This window comes from Pseudomonas sp. GW823-FHT02E01 (assembly GCF_058797535.1).
The window spans coordinates 242,265-260,086 of the sequence record NZ_JBXAJS010000005.1 but is presented as its reverse complement, the minus strand read 5'-3'; the positions used below and the strand labels follow the sequence as shown (position 1 = coordinate 260,086).

The 17,822-nt window shown below is 59.6% G+C and carries 14 protein-coding genes and 1 pseudogene; 5 read left to right on the top strand and 10 right to left on the bottom strand.

Annotated features, from left to right (window positions below):
- Positions 1-456 precede the first annotated feature (456 nt).
- Positions 457-2,967: a putative bifunctional diguanylate cyclase/phosphodiesterase gene (locus AC1RDQ_RS14200; RefSeq protein WP_492587564.1), complete on the top strand. Its 2,511-nt coding sequence runs from the start codon at positions 457-459 to the stop codon at positions 2,965-2,967.
- 172 nt (positions 2,968-3,139) lie between these two features.
- Here AC1RDQ_RS14200 and AC1RDQ_RS14195 read toward each other — a convergent pair whose 3' ends face one another.
- The 4 genes from AC1RDQ_RS14195 to AC1RDQ_RS14180 are packed head-to-tail and all read right to left on the bottom strand — an operon-like array spanning position 3,140 to position 7,530.
- Positions 3,140-4,267: a DUF4350 domain-containing protein gene (locus AC1RDQ_RS14195; RefSeq protein ID WP_492587663.1), complete on the bottom strand. Its 1,128-nt coding sequence runs from the start codon at positions 4,265-4,267 to the stop codon at positions 3,140-3,142.
- A gap of 32 nt (positions 4,268-4,299) precedes the next feature.
- Positions 4,300-5,844 carry a DUF4129 domain-containing protein gene (locus tag AC1RDQ_RS14190; protein ID WP_492587563.1) on the bottom strand — a complete coding sequence of 515 codons (1,545 nt, stop codon included), beginning with the start codon at positions 5,842-5,844 and terminating at the stop codon, positions 4,300-4,302.
- Positions 5,831-6,808: a stage II sporulation protein M gene (locus tag AC1RDQ_RS14185; protein WP_492587562.1), complete on the bottom strand. Its 978-nt coding sequence runs from the start codon at positions 6,806-6,808 to the stop codon at positions 5,831-5,833. The genes AC1RDQ_RS14190 and AC1RDQ_RS14185 overlap by 14 nt, the downstream gene beginning before the upstream one ends.
- A complete protein-coding gene (locus AC1RDQ_RS14180) occupies positions 6,805-7,530 on the bottom strand; it encodes an RDD family protein (RefSeq protein ID WP_489339141.1) in 726 nt (241 codons plus the stop codon). The genes AC1RDQ_RS14185 and AC1RDQ_RS14180 overlap by 4 nt, the downstream gene beginning before the upstream one ends.
- Positions 7,531-7,730: 200 nt before the next feature.
- Between AC1RDQ_RS14180 and sbcB the strand changes: the two genes are divergently transcribed.
- Positions 7,731-9,161, top strand: a complete 1,431-nt coding sequence (gene sbcB / locus AC1RDQ_RS14175; RefSeq protein ID WP_218494284.1) for an exodeoxyribonuclease I — start codon at positions 7,731-7,733, stop codon at positions 9,159-9,161.
- A gap of 98 nt (positions 9,162-9,259) precedes the next feature.
- Here the strand turns inward: sbcB and mvaT are convergent, their stop codons facing one another.
- Positions 9,260-9,637 carry a histone-like nucleoid-structuring protein MvaT gene (gene mvaT / locus AC1RDQ_RS14170; RefSeq protein WP_007933316.1) on the bottom strand — a complete coding sequence of 126 codons (378 nt, stop codon included), beginning with the start codon at positions 9,635-9,637 and terminating at the stop codon, positions 9,260-9,262.
- Positions 9,638-9,973: 336 nt separating this feature from the next.
- Between mvaT and purU the strand changes: the two genes are divergently transcribed.
- Both purU and AC1RDQ_RS14160 read left to right on the top strand, forming a co-directional pair.
- Positions 9,974-10,822 carry a formyltetrahydrofolate deformylase gene (gene purU, locus AC1RDQ_RS14165; protein ID WP_057713501.1) on the top strand — a complete coding sequence of 283 codons (849 nt, stop codon included), beginning with the start codon at positions 9,974-9,976 and terminating at the stop codon, positions 10,820-10,822.
- Between the two features lie 86 nt (positions 10,823-10,908).
- Positions 10,909-11,085, top strand: a complete 177-nt coding sequence (locus AC1RDQ_RS14160; RefSeq protein ID WP_173677941.1) for a hypothetical protein — start codon at positions 10,909-10,911, stop codon at positions 11,083-11,085.
- Here AC1RDQ_RS14160 and gpgF read toward each other — a convergent pair.
- The 5 genes and pseudogenes from gpgF to AC1RDQ_RS14135 form a co-directional block, all read right to left on the bottom strand.
- On the bottom strand, positions 11,072-12,067 hold the full coding sequence (gene gpgF, locus AC1RDQ_RS14155; protein WP_492587561.1) for a glucosaminyl phosphatidylglycerol flippase: 996 nt from the start codon (positions 12,065-12,067) through the stop codon (positions 11,072-11,074). The genes AC1RDQ_RS14160 and gpgF overlap by 14 nt on opposite strands.
- The gene (gene gpgD / locus AC1RDQ_RS14150; RefSeq protein ID WP_489339139.1) at positions 12,064-12,840 is read right to left on the bottom strand and encodes an N-acetylglucosaminyl phosphatidylglycerol deacetylase; all 777 of its coding nucleotides are present in this window, start codon (positions 12,838-12,840) and stop codon (positions 12,064-12,066) included. The genes gpgF and gpgD overlap by 4 nt, the downstream gene beginning before the upstream one ends.
- Complete coding sequence (gene gpgS, locus AC1RDQ_RS14145) at positions 12,833-13,945, bottom strand: N-acetylglucosaminyl phosphatidylglycerol synthase (RefSeq protein WP_492587560.1); 1,113 nt, start codon at positions 13,943-13,945, stop codon at positions 12,833-12,835. The genes gpgD and gpgS overlap by 8 nt, the downstream gene beginning before the upstream one ends.
- 217 nt (positions 13,946-14,162) lie before the next feature.
- Positions 14,163-14,927: a methyl-accepting chemotaxis protein gene (locus tag AC1RDQ_RS14140; RefSeq protein WP_412072454.1), complete on the bottom strand. Its 765-nt coding sequence runs from the start codon at positions 14,925-14,927 to the stop codon at positions 14,163-14,165.
- Between the two features lie 93 nt (positions 14,928-15,020).
- Positions 15,021-16,052: pseudogene (locus AC1RDQ_RS14135) on the bottom strand (HAMP domain-containing protein); the annotation flags it as partial.
- 188 nt (positions 16,053-16,240) lie between these two features.
- Between AC1RDQ_RS14135 and AC1RDQ_RS14130 the strand changes: the two are divergent.
- On the top strand, positions 16,241-17,719 hold the full coding sequence (locus tag AC1RDQ_RS14130) for a helicase HerA-like domain-containing protein (RefSeq protein WP_057716569.1): 1,479 nt from the start codon (positions 16,241-16,243) through the stop codon (positions 17,717-17,719).
- Positions 17,720-17,822: the final 103 nt, after the last annotated feature.

Sequence of the window (17,822 nt, the reverse complement as noted above, 5' to 3'; positions counted from 1 at the left end):
TTCACAGCAGAGCAAGCCTGCAACACTCCTTCTGCCTACACAGAATTTAGCTGTGTTGCATCGACCGGTTGAATCCACAGCCGAAAGCTGCCGACCGTCAAGGGCTGCTACCGACCTGGAGCAGTCGGCGAACAGAATAATGGCAAATTAGTGGCTATGCTTGGTCTGCTGTCGAAGCTGATCAGGCAGTCCGGCAGGCTGCGCGGAAATGACCCGCAACGTGCCCTGTGTAACCCGACTATTCTGCATGAAGCATCCAGTTCAGGGGCGCAAATGCGCAACGACACTCGGGAGCTTCGCTCACGAAAACCAGCGTGAATCCAGAACAGAGAAAAAATTTGGCTAATGCTACGTGCGGTGTGTTCTCAGGTTCAGGTGGCGGCACAAAAGGTCAATTGGTTTCCGAATACCGCTTCTATTGGTCAATTTAGAAGGATTATGTTTGGAGATTGTGAAATGGATTTTTTCAGGAATAAAACCGCCGCAAAGCAAGCCATACCCACCAGTTCAAATAAGCCGCGCTCGACCAAATGGCACCGCATGTACTTTTTTCTTGCGGGATTCGACGTGCTGGTTGTTGTGCTGAGCGTGCTATTGAATCACCTGATCGTCGATACCTATCACCGCTCCATCAAGGCAAACCAGTCGTGGGTCCAACAGCTGTCGAGCTATTCAACGCTGGGCAGCCTGGCTTCCACAGTCAATGCGCCGGGCAATAATGTGTTCGATACACATAATGTTGAAGCCGAATCGCGGAACATGAATGAAGCCTTGCGCGCCTTCAACGAGCATTTGGCAATGGCCAAAAAACAGTTGGAAGTACGGATCGCCAATGAGGCTGAACACAGTGCAGATATACAGGCCTTTACCCTTGCATTGAAGGATGAGGTGGGTGCAGTTGATGCCGCGATGGTCGAAATGGTGAACGAGGCCTTGCTGATCTTTTCCTACTTCAGGGAGGGGCAGTCGGACAATGCCGGCAAACGCATGGCAACGATGGACAGGAAGTTTGCCCTGTTGCTCGCCTCACTCAGTACCGTGCGGGATCGCGTTGGCCTGATTCAAAGCAAGCTCCTGGAGGAGGAGCTTGAGTCGGTCGAAGAACTGCGCCGGGTCGAATACGCGATCATGGTGTTCGTGCTACTGATGGTCAGTGCGGCCGTTATCTACGGGGGCAAGATCAGGCGCGAAATGGAGTCGCAAGCAGCCGAAAGGGAAGGTTATCTGGCAGTGCTGCGCGAAAGCGAGAAGCAGGCCCGCCAGCAAGCATCGCTGCTGGACAAGGCCCAGGACGCCATTGTCGTTCACGGGATGGATAACCGCATCCTGTACTGGAACAAAAGTGCCGAGCGTCTCTACGGTCTGTCAAAGGAAGAGGCACTCGGCAAATCGGCACAGGAGTTGATCTACCAGGGTAGCGCCGCTTTCAATGCGGCCACTGACAGCCTGATAGAAACGGGTGACTGGGCGGACGAAGTTACACTTCGACGCCGGGATGGCTGCACCATCACGCTCGAAAGTCATCGAACCCTGGTGCGAGACGATGATGGCCAGCCGCAATCCGTTCTGTCGATCAATACTGACATCACCCACCGTAAGACCGCTGAGCAAGAGGTCCAGCGTTTGGCCTTCTACGATCAGTTGACCGGGCTGGCCAACAGGCGGCTCATGTTGGACCGGTTACAGCATCTGCTGGCGGGCAGCGCCCGTAGCCTGCATACGAACGGGATAATTCTCATTGACCTGGATAACTTCAAGGCACTGAACGACACGCTGGGGCATGACAGAGGCGACATGTTGCTGCAGCAAGTTGCTCTGCGCCTTTGCGGCTGCATACGCGAGAGCGACACCGTGGCTCGCCTGGGCGGAGACGAATTCGTCGTCCTGCTGGATGGCCTTAATGAGAATCCTCCAGACGCAGCTATCCAGGCCAAGGCTATTGGCGAAAAGATTCTCAACTCTCTGAACATTTCCTACCAGTTGGATGGATATGAGCACCACAGCACCCCCAGCCTCGGCATTGCGCTGTTCCAGGGGCAACTGAGCACAGCGGACGATATTCTGAAGCGCGCTGACCTGGCGATGTATCGCGCCAAGGCGGCGGGCCGCAATACCATGCGCTTCTTCGATCCGGAAATGCAGGCGGTCGCCACGGCACGCGCCAGACTGGAAGTAGACTTGCGCCAAGGCTTGCAGGACAACGAATTCCTTCTTCATTACCAGCCGCAGGTGAATAGTGAGGGCCGTATCATTGGCGCAGAGGCACTGATGAGATGGCGGAATCCTGAGCGCGGAGTCGTGTTTCCAGGCGAGTTCATTCCATTGGCAGAGGAAACGGGGTTGATTCTGCCATTAGGCCGTTGGGCGCTGCAGGCAGCCTGCACTCAGCTGGTTGCCTGGACAAAGCGTTCGGAAACCGCCCGACTGGGTATGGCTGTGAATGTCAGCGCCCGCCAGTTTCACCATCCGGACTTCGTCGAGGAGGTACTGCAAGTACTGAGATACACGGGGGCCGATCCGAAGAAATTGAAACTGGAACTGACCGAAGGCCTGCTGATAGAGGATATGGAAGGTACTGTCGCCAAAATGATCGAGTTGAAAGAGATCGGCATAGGCCTTTCGCTGGATGATTTCGGAACCGGCTACTCGTCACTGTCATACCTGAAGAGCCTTCCGCTGGATCAACTCAAGATCGATCAGTCCTTCATCAGAGATGTGCTGGTTGATCCCAACGACGCCGCCATCGCCTGCGCGATTGTGAGTCTGAGCCAGATATTGGGGCTTTCGGTGATTGCAGAAGGTGTGGAGACAGAAGCTCAGCGCATCTTTCTGGTCAAGCATGGCTGCCAGACCTACCAGGGATTCCTGTTTTCCCCGCCACTGCCAGCCGAACAATTTGAGGAGTATGTTCACGAAAGATTAATGGCGAGTACTGATTTCACACGGACCAAGTCTAAATCGCCATAACTTCGTAGGTGCCTGGGGACGTCCGCTTTCGGCTGTGGATTCAACCCAATGCGGACGATGAGAGGCCGACTCAAATGTGGCTTGCACCCGCAACTGCCGGAGGTAGCCTCGAACAGCTCGTAAGGGACTGTCTTCTAATCCAATGGGAATCCAACACTTGTCAGGTGCCAGATCATAAGGCGTTCCTCAAGGTTTGCAGGTGGGCGACCTGGCGGCTGAATTCAACGCTGGAAAGCCGTTGTTTCGGCCGCGGGCTCATGGCCTGGCTGATGGCGCGTGTGGGTTGGCCGGTCAGGCGCGCGAGCACCAGCCATTGTTCGGCAACGCCGAGCTGTTCAAAACCGAGGTGACGACGCCGTACACGCCGCAGGATGTCTTGCTGCAAGGCTTGCAGCAGGCCGGCCTGACCGTTGCGGCGCAACAGGAAGTCGGCACTGGCGCGCAGGTGCTCCTGCAATTGCCGGCGTGCTTTCGGAGCCGCTTCCAGCAGCGGTCCCTGGCGCACGCCAAAGTGCCAGAAACCCAGGCCGATCAAGGCGAACAACGCGACCAGCGCCTGGGGGAAGTAACGCAGCAGCAACGTCAGCAGGCTGTCGTGGTCGGTGTTGAAGATCAGCGTCACGCGGGTGTCGGCGGTCAGGTACCAGAGCAGCCAGGCGTTGTCGTACCGGTCGATGGTCGGGGTTTTCCACAGGTCGGCATCGGTGACCACGATGATCGAACCGAGCCCGTGGTCGAGTTGCATCATGTGCGTGGCCCTGGCGCTGTTGGCCCAGGCCAGGGCGAGGTTTTTCGGGTCTTCGAGATGGAACGCGGTATCGAAACCGACATAGGCCGGGGCGTCTTCGTCTTCCAGATAGAGCTTGGTCAGTTGCGGGTACGGATCGTCACCGACATCCGGCGGTGGGTCCTTGAGGTCTTTGCTCAAGGACTGGTGCAGTTGCACCCGGTCGAGCAGCAGGTCATTGCTATGGCCGAGTTTTTTATCCCACAGCGACTCGGCGACGAACAGAAGCCGCCCGCCGGCCCGGGTCCAGTTCATCACCTGGTCGATCTGCCGTGGGGTCATGTTGTAGCGTTCCCCGAGCAACAGCAGGCTGTGTTGATGCGGGTCGAGGCTGGGCAGGATATCGAGGCCGTTGGCGTGGCCGACCTTCAGGCCTTGCTTGCGCAGGAACAACTCGGCCGCCAGATAAGGGTTGGCATTGGCTTCGGGGGAGGGGCCGTGATCGATTTCGGTCTGGTAGGGAGTCGCCTTGAGGTACAGATAAACACTCAACGCAGCCAGCAACACGGCCATCAACGCACCGGCTATCGAACCCCGGCGCCGACTCAACGGACAGCCTCCGGACCGAACAGAACACGCCAGCCGTTACACAGTTCCTGTTGCACTTGAGCGGGCGGCAGGCGATGCCCGTAGGCCATGTTTTGCCAGTGCCCGGTCAGGTTTTGGCTGTAGGCCAGCAAGGCCGGCTGCTGCAGTAGCTCGACACGCCGAAGCACCTGGCCTTCGGTGTCGGCGGCCTTGAGCGCGATATTGAAGTCGTGCAGCAGGCGGCTGAGCAGAGCGCGATAGAGCAAGCCAAGCGCTTCGCGTGGGTGGGCTTGCCAGAGGCTTTCGGCGTGGGCGGCGATGTCGGCGGGCAGGGATTCGGGCTTGAGGTCCAGGCCGAACGCCTGCTGCGGTAACGGTCGCGTGGCTTTGACATTGAGGGGCGGTCGTCGGCTGACGAACGCCTGCAGCCAGTCGCGATAGCGCCAGATCAACAGGCCGACGGCGCCAATGACGATGCCCCACAGTACGATTTCGATCAGTGTCGCCAATGCCCCGAAGCGTTGCCCCTCGAACAGCTTCAACAGCGCCTTCAACCATTGTGGTGTCTTGCCGTCGTCCAAAGCTTCAGCATTCGGTTGCTCTTCGCCAAAGCGGTAGCGCGTGACCGATTCCCGGTTCTTGAAGGGCGCCTGTTCGAGGATCGCCTTGATGCTGTCCCTGGAGGCCTGACTGGTAAGGGGCTGGCCCAGCAGGCGCGGGCTGTCGGGTGAGAGGGCCGGTTCTGTGGCCCATGCGTTGTGGGTGGTTGGCATCAGCATAATCACGGCCATCAACAGGACAGCGCCTGCACTGACCAGGCGTTGGCGCATCCGGCGAAACACCAGTTCGATATCCCAGGCCTCCAGCACGGTGCGCCGGTTCAGGTACAGACTGAAACCGCAGGCGACATAGATCGGTTCCCAGGTCACCAGCACCAGTGCATAAAAGGCATTAGTCAGGTGTTCCAGCCAACGCCAGTCCTGGGGGGCCGCCGAGATCAGCGACTGCCAGCTCCAGTCGAGCGCGACCTGTTGTGGCAGCAGCAGATAGAACAACACCATCAAGCCGACCCACAATGCGCCTTCCAGGTGCGCGCCGATGATCGTCAGCCAGCGTGCGGCGCCGGCGTCTCGCTGCAACAGCACCTGTAGGCGTTGTTGCCGTTGCTGCCCGTCCAGTCCTTCGAGTTGCACCACCGGCATCACGAAGCTGCGGGGCAAACTCAGGCGTCGCCAGGTCAGGCTGGCCAGCAATTGCGGCTTGAGCAGGCGTGGCCATTGGCGCAGGGCCTGTTTGAGCGTGGGCGTTTCACCGAACATGGCTTTGGACAGGATGTATAGGGGGAGGCGTTCGAACGCCGGCTTCAGCCACCAGAAAATGAACACGGCGAGATCGGGCGAATCCCAGAGCCCCCAACTGAGCAGCGCGAAAACCGGCAAGGTGACCAAGGCCCAACTGGTCATCAACAGGCGTCGGTGGCGTTGGCTCAGCAGCACCCCCAGGTCCATGGCTTCCCAGGTCGAGCGGGGGCGAATCACCACCGTGGCGTCACTCAGGCGCATGGCGCTGACGTCCGGCAAACACGAGATAAACCACCACCAACAGCCAGAGCGCCGCGCCGACCAGATATTTGGTCTGGTGCGAAGGGCCGGTCATTGACGACCAATAGGCTTCGATAAACGCCGCGATCAACAGAAACAGCATGACCCCGCAGATCAGCAGCACGCTCTTGCGCGCAGCTAATCGCAAGGCCTCGGCCCGTGGCAGGCGCCCCGGGGCGACCAAGGCCCAGCCCAGCTTCAGACCGGCGGCACCGGCCAGGGCGATGGCGCTGAGTTCGAAAGCGCCATGGCCGATCACGAATGACCAAAAGGTTTGCCCGTAGCCGACGTAGGTCAGGTGCCCGGCCACCGCACCGATCATCAGGCCGTTGAAAATCAGGAAAAACACGCTGCCCAGACCGAACAGCAAACCACTGGCGAAGGTCTGAAAGGCAATGCCGATGTTGTGCATGATGTAGTAGCCGAACATCGCCCAGTCCTCACTGGCGGCTCGTTCCGCTGTGCGCCCGAGGTGACCGGCGACGGGGTCGTACATGCTTTGCATTTCGCTGACCTGCTCGGCGGGGATCAGGTTGTAGACCAGCGCCGGGTACAGGTACACCAGCAGCGCGAAACCGGCCAGGCTGCCAAAAAACATCAGGCTGGCGGCGAGGACAAAACGCCACTGTTCGCGCACCAGTCGCGGAAAGTCGGCCAGGATGAACGCCAGCACATTGGCTCCCAAATGGCTGCGATGACGGTAAAGCTGTTGGTGTCCGCGCAGCACCTGTTGCTGCAAGGAGTCAATCAGAAAGCTGCTGTAGCCACGCTCCCGTGCCAGTGCCAGGTGTTGGCAGAGGCGTCGGTAGTCCTTCGGGAAGCTGCCGGCGTCGGGAGCCTTGCCGTCCCGTTCCAACTGCTCGAGCAGATGGGTGAAATGGTCCCATTCGGCCTTGTGCCGGCTTTCAAAAAGGCTTTGCTTCATGTCGGCCCCAACAAGCCGCGGGCGATGCCGTTGAGCTCGGTCACTGCCTGCGGCGGTTGGACTTGCAAGGGGTGGGCGAGAATCGAAGCCAGTTCATTGACCCGCGCTTCGGAGAGTTCACCCTGGCGCTCGGCAAACCCGAGGATGGCCCGTTGCTCGGTGAGTGTCAGGACAAAGGCCGGGCGGCGGGGCCGGGCTTCGGGGAGCTGGGGGCGGGTGTGCGGTCGTTCGCGGTAGATCACCAGGGTCCCGGCGGCGATATCGCCGAGGCGCTTGAAGTGGGGATGTTGCAGGCAACTGATGGCCCCGAGGAAGTAACCGAACGGCAGCAGGTCGACAACGCGCAGCAGGTTGCGCAACAGCGACGCCGACCAGCCGACCGGGGTGCCATCGTCGTGCACCACCTGCAGGCCCATCCATTGCTTGCCCGGCGAGCGACCGTGATTCAGCACCTCGAACAGCACCATGTACCACCAGCTCACCACGAACAGCAGGATCGAGCCGAGCCCGGCTCCGAGTTTGCCGAGCATCGCCAGCACAATGAACAGCACGCCCAGGACCAGGCCGCGCAAACCAAGATCAATGGAGAATGCCAGCGCACGGACCATCAACCCGGCCGGGCGCAGTGGCAGGTCGACGCCCTCCGGCGTTTCGACCTGGTACCGCGTATCCAGCGGCGGTGACAGCGGCGCATTCCGTGGCTGTGCTGTGGTCTCGAGCATGGGCAACCTGATGATGTGGCCTTATTCGGGATTGTGTATCCATTCGATGCTAGCAGCCTATTCGAGGGGCGGGGGCCGGGGGAAACGACATAACTATGTATTGCATGGTGAGTCGCGCAAGGTGCTTGAATGACAAGACTACTGGCCGGGGCGGGCGGTGAACGCCTAGACTTTGCCGATCTTCAGTTCAGGAATCGCCCGTGACCTCCATTTTCTGGTACGACTACGAAACCACTGGCATCAATCCCCGTAGTGACCGTCCGTTGCAAATGGCCGGCCTGCGCACCGACTTCGATCTCAATGAAATCGACGAGCCGGTCAATCTTTACTGCCAGCCCAGTGACGACATCCTGCCGCATCCTGCCGCCTGCGCGATCACGGGAATCACCCCCGGGCAACTGCAAGAGCACGGCTTGAGCGAAGCCGATTTCATGACCCGGGTGCATGCCCAACTCGCGGCGCCCGGTACCTGTGGTGCGGGGTATAACACCTTGCGTTTCGATGACGAGATGACCCGCTACAGCCTGTACCGAAACTTTTTCGACCCCTATGCGCGGGAGTGGCAGGGCGGCAATAGCCGCTGGGACCTGATTGATGTGGTGCGCGCCGCCTATGCCTTGCGTCCCGATGGCCTGGTCTGGCCGACCGATGACGAGGGGCGGGTCACGCTCAAGCTCGAACGCCTGACCGCTGCCAATGGCATCGATCATGGCAATGCCCACGAAGCACTGTCGGACGTTCGCGCGACGATCGCCCTGGCGCGCCTGATACGGGAAAAACAGCCAAAGCTGTACGACTGGTTATTTCAACTGCGCAGCAAGCAAAAAGTCATGGACCAGATACGCCTGCTGCAACCGCTGGTGCATGTTTCCGGACGTTTTTCGGCCGCGCGCAACTATGTGGGGGTGGTGTTGCCGCTGGCCTGGCACCCGCGCAACAAGAACGCCCTGATTGTCTGTGATCTGCACCTGGATCCCCAGGGCCTGCTCGACCTGGATGCCGAAAGTTTGCGCCAGCGCTTGTATACCCGCCGCGACGAACTGGCCGAAGGCGAGTTGCCGGTGCCGTTGAAGCTGATTCACATCAACAAGTGCCCGGTGGTGGCACCGTTGTCAGTACTTCGCCAGGAAGATCAGCAGCGTCTGGGGCTGGATATGGCGCTGTATCAGCAGAGGGTGTCGCAGCTCAATGACGCCCGGAAAGTTTGGCTGGATAAAATCCTGGCGATTTATGCCCGCGAAGACTTTTCCCAGAACCAGGATCCGGAGCAACAGTTATACGATGGATTTATCGGTGATCGGGATCGACGATTGTGTGAACAAGTCAGGACCGTTGACCCGATGCAATTGGCACAAGAGCAGTGGCCCTTCGATGACGAACGTTTGCCTGAATTGCTGTTTCGATATCGCGCACGCAACTTTCCCGACACGTTGAATTCCGAAGAGCAAGAGCGCTGGCGAATATTCTGTCAGAAACGTTTGTCAGACCCTGAATGGGGTGCGCCAAATACCCTTGAAAGTTTTGTAGAAGCCGCGGCCCAATTGAGCGTTAGTGCTACTGCGTTTCAGCAGGGGGTGCTCGGTGAGTGGCAGGATTATGTCCAGGGACTGCGCCAGCGTTTGAGTCTTTGAAATCGAACATGCCAGGGCTTAAACGCCGGGCATAAATAACGCCAGCATTTGCTGGCGTTATTTTTTGTCACGGATCCATCTGCGACAAGCTCTGAGGCTTAGCCCAGCAGGGTAGCCCAGCCTTCCACCACGTCACCGCCCCACTTGGCTTTCCACTCTTTCAGAGTCTTGTGGTTGCCACCTTTGGTTTCGATGACTTCACCGTTGTGCGGGTTTTTGTATTGTTTAACTTTGCGAGCACGCTTGGTGCCGGTAGTTTTCACTGCACCGCCGCGTGGTGCCTTGGTTTTGGATTCTGGATCCAGCAGCGCGATGATGTCACGCAGGGACTTGGAGTATTCACCCATCAGGGTGCGCAGTTTGCCTTCGAATTCCAGCTCGGTTTGCAGTTTGTCGTCTTGGGACAGGTTCTTCAAACGGGCTTGCAGCTCTTTGATAGCTTCTTCGGTGGCGCGATATTCGTTGATCAAGGACATGTGGACTACCTTATGTTGTGCGCTGGATGGCAGGTGACAGTGCGGCAATAATAGTCACGGTGTTTCATCAAGTAAACATTTAAGGCAAGTTTATTCAATTTAATTGCCGGGGTTCTGGCGCGCATTGGTAGTGCGATTATTAGTGTGGTCCCGGTCTGTCAGATATACATAAATTAACAATTGGCCGGCACCGCAAGAGCATCTGTGCAAGCAGGCACTGCTGGTGTCCGCCCTGCCGCACTGACCTTCCGGCAGGGCGAAACGTCAACAATACTGCAGTTTTGTTGCGCAATCGCTAGAATGGCGGCCTTTGCGAAGTTCTGGAGTTCCCCCCTCATGCGCACTTTTCGTCTGGTGATTTCTTGCCCGGACCGTGTTGGCATCGTTGCCAAAGTCAGTAACTTTCTGGCATCACACAACGGCTGGATCACTGAAGCGAGCCATCACTCGGACAATCTCAGTGGCTGGTTCTTCATGCGTCACGAAATCCGTGCCGACTCCCTGCCATTTGGTATCGAAGCGTTTCGTGAAGCCTTTGCCCCGATCGCCGAAGAGTTCTCGATGGACTGGCGCATCACCGATACCGAGCAAAAGAAGCGCGTGGTCCTGATGGCCAGCCGCGAGTCGCACTGCCTGGCCGACTTGCTGCACCGCTGGCACAGCGATGAACTGGACTGCGAAATTTCCTGTGTGATTTCCAACCATGATGACTTGCGCAGCATGGTGGAGTGGCACGGTATTCCGTACTACCACGTCCCGGTCAATCCGCAGGACAAGCAGCCAGCCTTCACCGAGGTTTCGCGCCTGGTCAAGCAACACGATGCCGAAGTGGTGGTACTTGCCCGCTACATGCAGATCCTGCCGCCTGAGTTGTGCAGCGAATACGCGCACAAGGTCATCAACATTCACCACAGCTTCCTGCCGTCGTTCGTCGGTGCCAAGCCGTACCACCAGGCCTCCCTGCGCGGCGTGAAGCTGATTGGCGCGACTTGCCACTATGTGACCGAAGAGCTGGATGCCGGCCCGATCATCGAGCAGGACGTGGTGCGCGTCAACCACAGCGACAGCATCGAAGACATGGTGCGTTTCGGCCGCGATGTCGAGAAAATGGTGCTGGCCCGTGGCTTGCGTTATCACCTGGAAGACCGCGTGCTGGTGCACGGCAACAAGACCGTCGTCTTCTGACAGACGTACGTCACAGTTGAAATTCGAAGGGCCTGGGCGTTCAATCGCTTCAGGCCCTTCGCCGTTTTTGCACCGAGGACATGACCATGGCCGATCCACTGGACAAAGCCACTTCCAAGGCTCCCGCCACGCTGGGCGAGGGTTGCCTGAGCCGCTACGACCCGGATGACATGGGGCCTGAAACCGGTACGGAGTTTCCCGACGCCGCGCAGTTGTGGGAACAGTTGCAGCAAGAGCCCGAGGACAAACCTAAGCCTGCCTGAGTTTCATCAACTTCTTCAGCAGCGGCCGACCCAGCATCAGCAGAAACACCGGCCCACCGACCAGTAAGTAGAAGTAATAGGTTACCGCCCGCCAAATCAGGATCGCCGCGGCTGCCGTGGACTTCCCGACCATGGGCGCCAGCAGCGCAGCGGACGTCAGCTCAGCCGCCCCGGCTCCGCCCGGCAGCAGGCTGAATTGCCCGGCGCTCAGTGCCAGCATCTGGATCAGAAAACTCCAGGCCCACTGCAAATCCGCGCCGAGCCCGCGCAACGCCAGGTACAGCACGCTGTAGCGCAGGCCCCAATGCACACAGGTCAGGGCGAATACCTTGATCAAGGTCTGCACGGGCAACTTCAACGTGTCGGTAAACGCCGCCAGAAACTGCAGGAGTTTGCGCGCCCAGCGCATTCGAGTGGCCGCTTTGACATTGAGTCGGGCGAGCCAACGACCACTCAGGCGAATCAATAATCGGTGATAGCGCGCCACCATGACGCAACTGATCAGGCCGCCGAACAGCGAAACGGCGCTGACCATCAGCATCCATTCCATACGCTGGCTGAGGTGCTGGAACAGGGCGTAAATCAGAATCCCGCTCAGGGCACAGAGAAAAAACAGCAAGTCGCTCAGTTGATCCATGGCAAACACCGCACTGCCCCTGGCCGGACGCACGCCGTGACGCGCCAGCAAAGCCATGATCGTCAGAGGCCCGCCACTGCCGCCGGGCGTGGCGCAGTAGGCGAATTCGGCGGCCATCACCACGCCGAGGCTCCTGAGCCGGCTGACCTTGTCGCATTGATCCCCCAGCAATAGGCGCAAACGCAGGGTGTTCACCCCCCAGCACAACAGGATCATGCCGAACATGATCAGCACCCACGGCAGCGGAAAGGCGGTCAGCCGAGACCAGATTTCGCTGCCGCCCAACAGTAATGGAATCAGCACTGCCGCGAGCAGACCGACGAGCAACAGCAGTGCGCGACTCATGCGGCACGGCCCAGTCGGCCGTTTTGCATCGCCAGCCAGTGGGCCTTGGTCATTGGCATCCGTCCGTTGTCGAGCTGGCGCTCAAGAGTTTTTAGCCAGTATCGGCGCGAGAACTCATGGCGCATGTCCACCGGGTGCAGACCCAGGCGAATCACCGGAGCGTGCTGCCAGCGCTGTTCACGCCGGTCGCTGACGAGCTTCGACACACCCCGGCGCCAGGCACTGCGCGCACTCCAGACCAGCCCCGGCGCCTGGAGCGCGGTGAAATCCGGTAGCCGGTATAAATGTTGCGAGTCGCTGGTGTAACTCAGCGGCAATTGGCGCAATGCCTGGCGAGTGCCTTGGCTCATCAGCCAGGCTGGGGCGACGAACCCTTCCAGCGGCCAGTCATGGCGGTGGAACATCTCGATGCCCGAACGCAGGCGGGCGAGGGCGTCTTCCTGCGACAAACGGTAAAACTCGCCTTCGTGGGTGTAGATCCGGCGCATGAACCAGTCGCTGGGATTGATGGTCATCGGCCCGTCGTCGTAATGGAAATAGCCATGCAGTGCCAGTTCGTCGCCTCGGGCGACCCTGGCACTGAGCTGGCGGCAAAATTGCGGATGGGCGTCCAGATTGTTGTGTTTGTGCAAATCCGGCACCACCAGCCAGGTGATCGGTACGCCACCCAAAGCGTCGACGGCTTTGACGAACGGCTGGTAATCGGCCCAGGTGGGCGGCGCCACGTCGTGCAGTACCAGCAGTAAAGCGGGACTGTTCATGGGCTCAACCATTGGCTGTCAGCGGCCATTGGCTGCCGAGCACGGCGTGGTAGTGACGCAGCAAACTGGTGACCACCGTGTCCCAGGCATAACGTCGTTCGACATGTAATCGCGCCTGTTGGCCCAGCGCCACGCTGCCCGAGCCGAACAGTTCTCGAACAGCGGTGGCCATCGCGGCGGGATTGTTCGGCGCACAGAGCAGGCCGCAGTCCTCGGTGACGATTTCTTCGAACGCCCCGGCCGCCACGGCTACCACCGGAATACCGCTGGCCATGGCTTCGAGTATCACCAGGCCGAAGGTTTCCTGATCGCCAGCGTGGAGCAAGGCGTCGGCGCTGGCCATCAGGCGGGCCACCTGCGCCGCCGGGCAGAACTCGTCGATCACCGTCACGTTGGAGGGCACGGCCGTGGGCATCGACGACCCAACCAGCAGCAGGTGATAGCGTCGGCCCAGGCGTTTCATGCAGTCGAGCAGCACCGGCAGGTTTTTTTCCTTGGAACCGCGCCCGGCAAAGATCAAGAGGTGGGTGTTTTCGTCCAGACCCAGTTCGGCCCGCAGCCCGGGGTCTCTGGCATCGGGATTGAAGGTTTGCAGGTCAACGCCGAGCGGCTGCACGAAGACATTCCTGACCCCTAGCCCGGTGAGTTTGTCGGCCATGACCCGGCTGGGCGCCAGGACCCGGTCGAAGTTGCCGTAGAGCTTGCTGACATAGGCCTCGACGTTGTTGGTCACCCAGTTGCCCATGCGGTTGCTGACCAGCAGGGGCAGGTCCGAGTGATAAAAACCGATGATCGGCACATCGAGTTGGCGCCGCGCATCCAGCGCCGCCCAAGCGGTGAGGTAGGGGTCGCCGACTTCGATCAGGTCGGGTTGCAAGTCTTGCAGGACATTGCGCCAGGGCGCCAGACGCAGAGGAAAGCGATAGCCCTTGCCGAAGGGCAGGGCAGGGGCGGGAACTGTGAAGATGCCATCCTGCTCTCCAAAGGATGATCCGGGGATCAGCAAACTGTGGCGAATGCCTGGCTTGATGCCCAGGCGACGGTGCTTGGCATCCAGATAAGTGCGCACGCCTCCGCTGGCAGGGGCGTAGAACATGGTGATGTCCGCGATATGCACGATGAACGATCCTCCGGTCCTGTTACTCCTTTGGTTGACCTATATGAAGGATAGATGTTCGGTTGGGGTTGTGCGGGGGGGGGGGGGGATGTCGGCGGGGGGATGTATCGTTTGGCAGGCCGCTATCGCGAGCAAGCTCGCTCCCACAGGAATCTTTGTCGCACTATAGATCTACTGTGGGAGCGAGCTTGCTCGCGATGAGGGCGGTGAGGTTGCCTTAGATCCTGAAGCTACCTACCAACTGCTTCAACCGCGCCGCCTGCTGCTCTAGGTCCGAGCACGCGCGCAATGTCGATTGCAGGTTTTCCACACCTTCCTGGTTCAGCGTGTTGATTTCGGTGATGTCGACGTTGATCGACTCCACTACGGCGGTCTGTTCTTCGGTCGCGGTGGCCACCGACTGGTTCATGCCGTCGATTTCACCGATACGCAGCGTCACGCTGTTCAGGCGCTCACCCGCAAGGTTGGCGATTTCCACGCTGTCCTGGCTGTGGCGCTGACTGTCGCTCATGGTGCTGACCGATTCCCGGGCGCCGACCTGCAGCTCCTCGATCATGGTTTGCACCTGTTGCGCCGATTCCTGCGTGCGATGTGCCAGGTTGCGCACTTCGTCCGCCACCACGGCAAATCCACGACCGGCTTCACCGGCGCGTGCGGCTTCAATGGCGGCGTTGAGCGCCAGCAAGTTGGTTTGCTGGGAAATGCTGGTGATCACTTCGAGAATCTGCCCGATGTTCACCGTTTTACTGTTCAGCGATTCGATGTTGGAACTCGACGCACTGAGCATGCTCGACAATTGATTCATCGCCACGATACTGCGGTCCACCACTTGCTGGCCGTCTTCGGCCAGGCTGCGGGCATCGCTGGCCTGGCTCGAAGCCTGAGCGGCGTTACGGGCAATTTCCTGGGCGGCGGCGCCGAGCTGGTTGATTGCGGCCGCGACGCTGCTGGTGCGCGAGGCTTGCTGGTCGGAGTTGAACATCGACGAATTGGAAGCGGCCACTACGCGCAATGCCACTTCGTTGACTTGCCCGGTGGCCGAAGACACTTCGCGGATCGAGCCGTGAATGCGCTCGACGAAACGGTTGAACGCGGTGCCCAGAGTGCCGAATTCGTCATTGTTCTGGATGGTCAGGCGCTTGGTCAGGTCGCCTTCGCCGTCGGCGATGTCGGCCATGGCGCGGGTCATGACGCGCAACGGCTGGGTCAGGATGCGAATCAGCATGCCGAGCAGGGCGATGATGATGGCCACGGCAATGATGGTCGCAACCACAGCCGAGGTGCGGAATTCGCTGAGCATCGAGTAGGCTTTTTCCTTATCGACCGACAGACCGATGTACCAGTTGACCGATGACAAGCCTTTGATCGGGGTGAAGGTCACGATGCGGGTTTTGCCGTCGACCAGGATTTCGCTCATGGCGCTGCTGATGGCCGGCGTGTTTTGCGGGTAGACATCCTTGAGCGTCTTCATCGCCAGCGCTTTGTCGGGATGTACCAGGATCTTGCCGTCGGAGCTGACCAGGAACGCATAACCCATGCCGTCGAAATCCAGCTTGCCGAGGCTGTCGGCGATCACCTGCAAACTCAGGTCGCCACCGACCACGCCGATGTTCTGGCCGTCCTTGATAACGCTGTCGACAATGGAAATCACCAGTTGGCCGGAGGCCAGATCAATATAAGGCTCGGTCAATGCCGAACCGCTGCTGCCTTGCGCGCTCTTGTACCAGGGACGTGCACGCGGGTCGTAGCCATCGGGCATCTTGCTGTCCGGGCGAATGATGAAAGAACCATCCTTGCTGCCGAGGTAGGCGCCCATGAAGGTCGAGGTCACGGCTTTTTGTACAAGCAGGCTGGAAACGTTGTCGGCATCGGGGTTGAGCGCAACAGTTTGTGACAGGTTTTCAATCAGCAGGCTGCGCCCGTTCAACCAGGTCTGGATATTGTTGGCGGTCACTGCGCCCATTTCCTGCAGATAATTTTCCAGGTCTTGGCGGATGGCGTTGCGCTGCAAGTAGTCGTTGTACAGCGTAAAGGAGGCGAAGGCGGCAATCACAATGAGGGCGGCAGCAAGCAGGATTTTATGGCTGAAACGCAGATTTTTGTTCATGGCTTGGGGTTCCGCTAAGGTCTTAATGTCCAGCGCGTGCTTTTATAAAGGGACGCACGACGGGCAAGGTTGAAAGCAAGTGAATTTTCCGACTCTCCTTAGGGAAATTTCCGACCAGATCGTGTCTGACTGCTTTGTCGTTATCTCTATCGGCCGTGTAGGACCAAAGATTAATCATGGGTGACCAAATGCCTGACTCATTGCAACTCGTTATCGGCGCCGATCCAGAAGGGCAGCCGGCTGCCCAGGCCATGCGCCTGGCGAACCGCCACGGATTGATCGCGGGCGCGACCGGCACCGGCAAGACTGTCACTTTGCAACGAATGGCCGAAGCTTTCAGCGATGCCGGCGTGGCGGTGTTCGCCGCGGACATCAAGGGTGACCTGTGCGGCCTCGGCGCCGCCGGCAATCCCCAGGGCAAGATCGCCGAGCGGATTGCCGGGATGCCCTGGCTCAACCACAAGCCTCAGGCTTATCCGGTGACGTTGTGGGACATACACGGTCAGTCCGGTCATCCTTTACGCACAACCTTGAGTGAAATGGGGCCGCTGCTGCTGGGCAGTCTGCTGGAGCTGACTGACAGTCAGCAGTCGGCGCTGTACGCCGCGTTCAAGGTGGCGGACCGCGAAGGCCTGTTGTTGCTTGATCTCAAGGACCTGAAGGCATTGCTCAATCACCTGCGGGACAACCCCCAGTTGCTGGGCGACGATGCGGCATTGATGACCACCGGCTCCAGCCAGGCATTGCTGCGACGTCTGGCGACCCTGGAGCAACAGGGCGCCGAAGCCTTGTTCGGCGAGCCGGCGCTGCAACTCGAAGACATCCTCCAGCCCACGGCGGACGGGCGCGGTCGCATTCATTTGCTGGATGCCAGCCGCCTGGTGCATGAAGCGCCGAAAGTCTACGCGACGTTCCTGCTGTGGCTGCTGGCAGAGCTGTTCGAACAGTTGCCTGAGCGTGGCGATGCCGACAAGCCATTGCTGGCGCTGTTCTTCGACGAGGCCCACTTGTTGTTCAACGGTACGCCCCAGGCCTTGCGTGACCGTCTGGAGCAAGTCGTGAGGCTGATTCGTTCGAAAGGCGTGGGCGTGTATTTCGTCACCCAGTCGCCGGGTGACCTGCCGGATGATGTGCTGGCGCAGTTGGGGTTGCGCATCCAGCACGGTCTGCGTGCGTTCACCGCCAAGGAACAGAAGTCCCTGCGCGCGGTGGCTGAGGGTTTCCGGCCGAACCCGGCGTTTGATGCGTTGTCGGTGCTGACCGAGCTCGGGATCGGGGAGGCGCTGGTCGGCACCCTGCAGGAAAAAGGCACGCCGGAAATGGTCCGGCGGGTTCTGGTCGCACCACCGCAATCGCGGATCGGGCCTTTGACCGGTGCAGAACGCACAGCGTTGATTGCCGGTTCGCCGTTGCAGGGGCGTTATGACAAGCCGATTGACCGTGATTCGGCCTATGAGGTGCTGATGGGACGCAAGGGCCTGGCACCTGAGCCCGAAGCGGAGCAGGGTAAACAGGAACCGAGCTTCACCGAACAGGCGGGAGAGTTCCTCGGCACCGCGGCAGGGAAGGCACTGAAATCGGCGATGCAACAGGCGGCGAACCAGATTGGCCGACAGTTGGTGCGCGGGTTGATGGGGTCGTTGCTAGGCAGCAAAAAACGCCGCTAGCTTGAGCGAATACAATCAATGTGGGAGCGAGCTTGCTCGCGATAGCGGTCTGCTATTCAACGGATATGCCGTCTGACACACCGCCATCGCGAGCAAGCTCGCT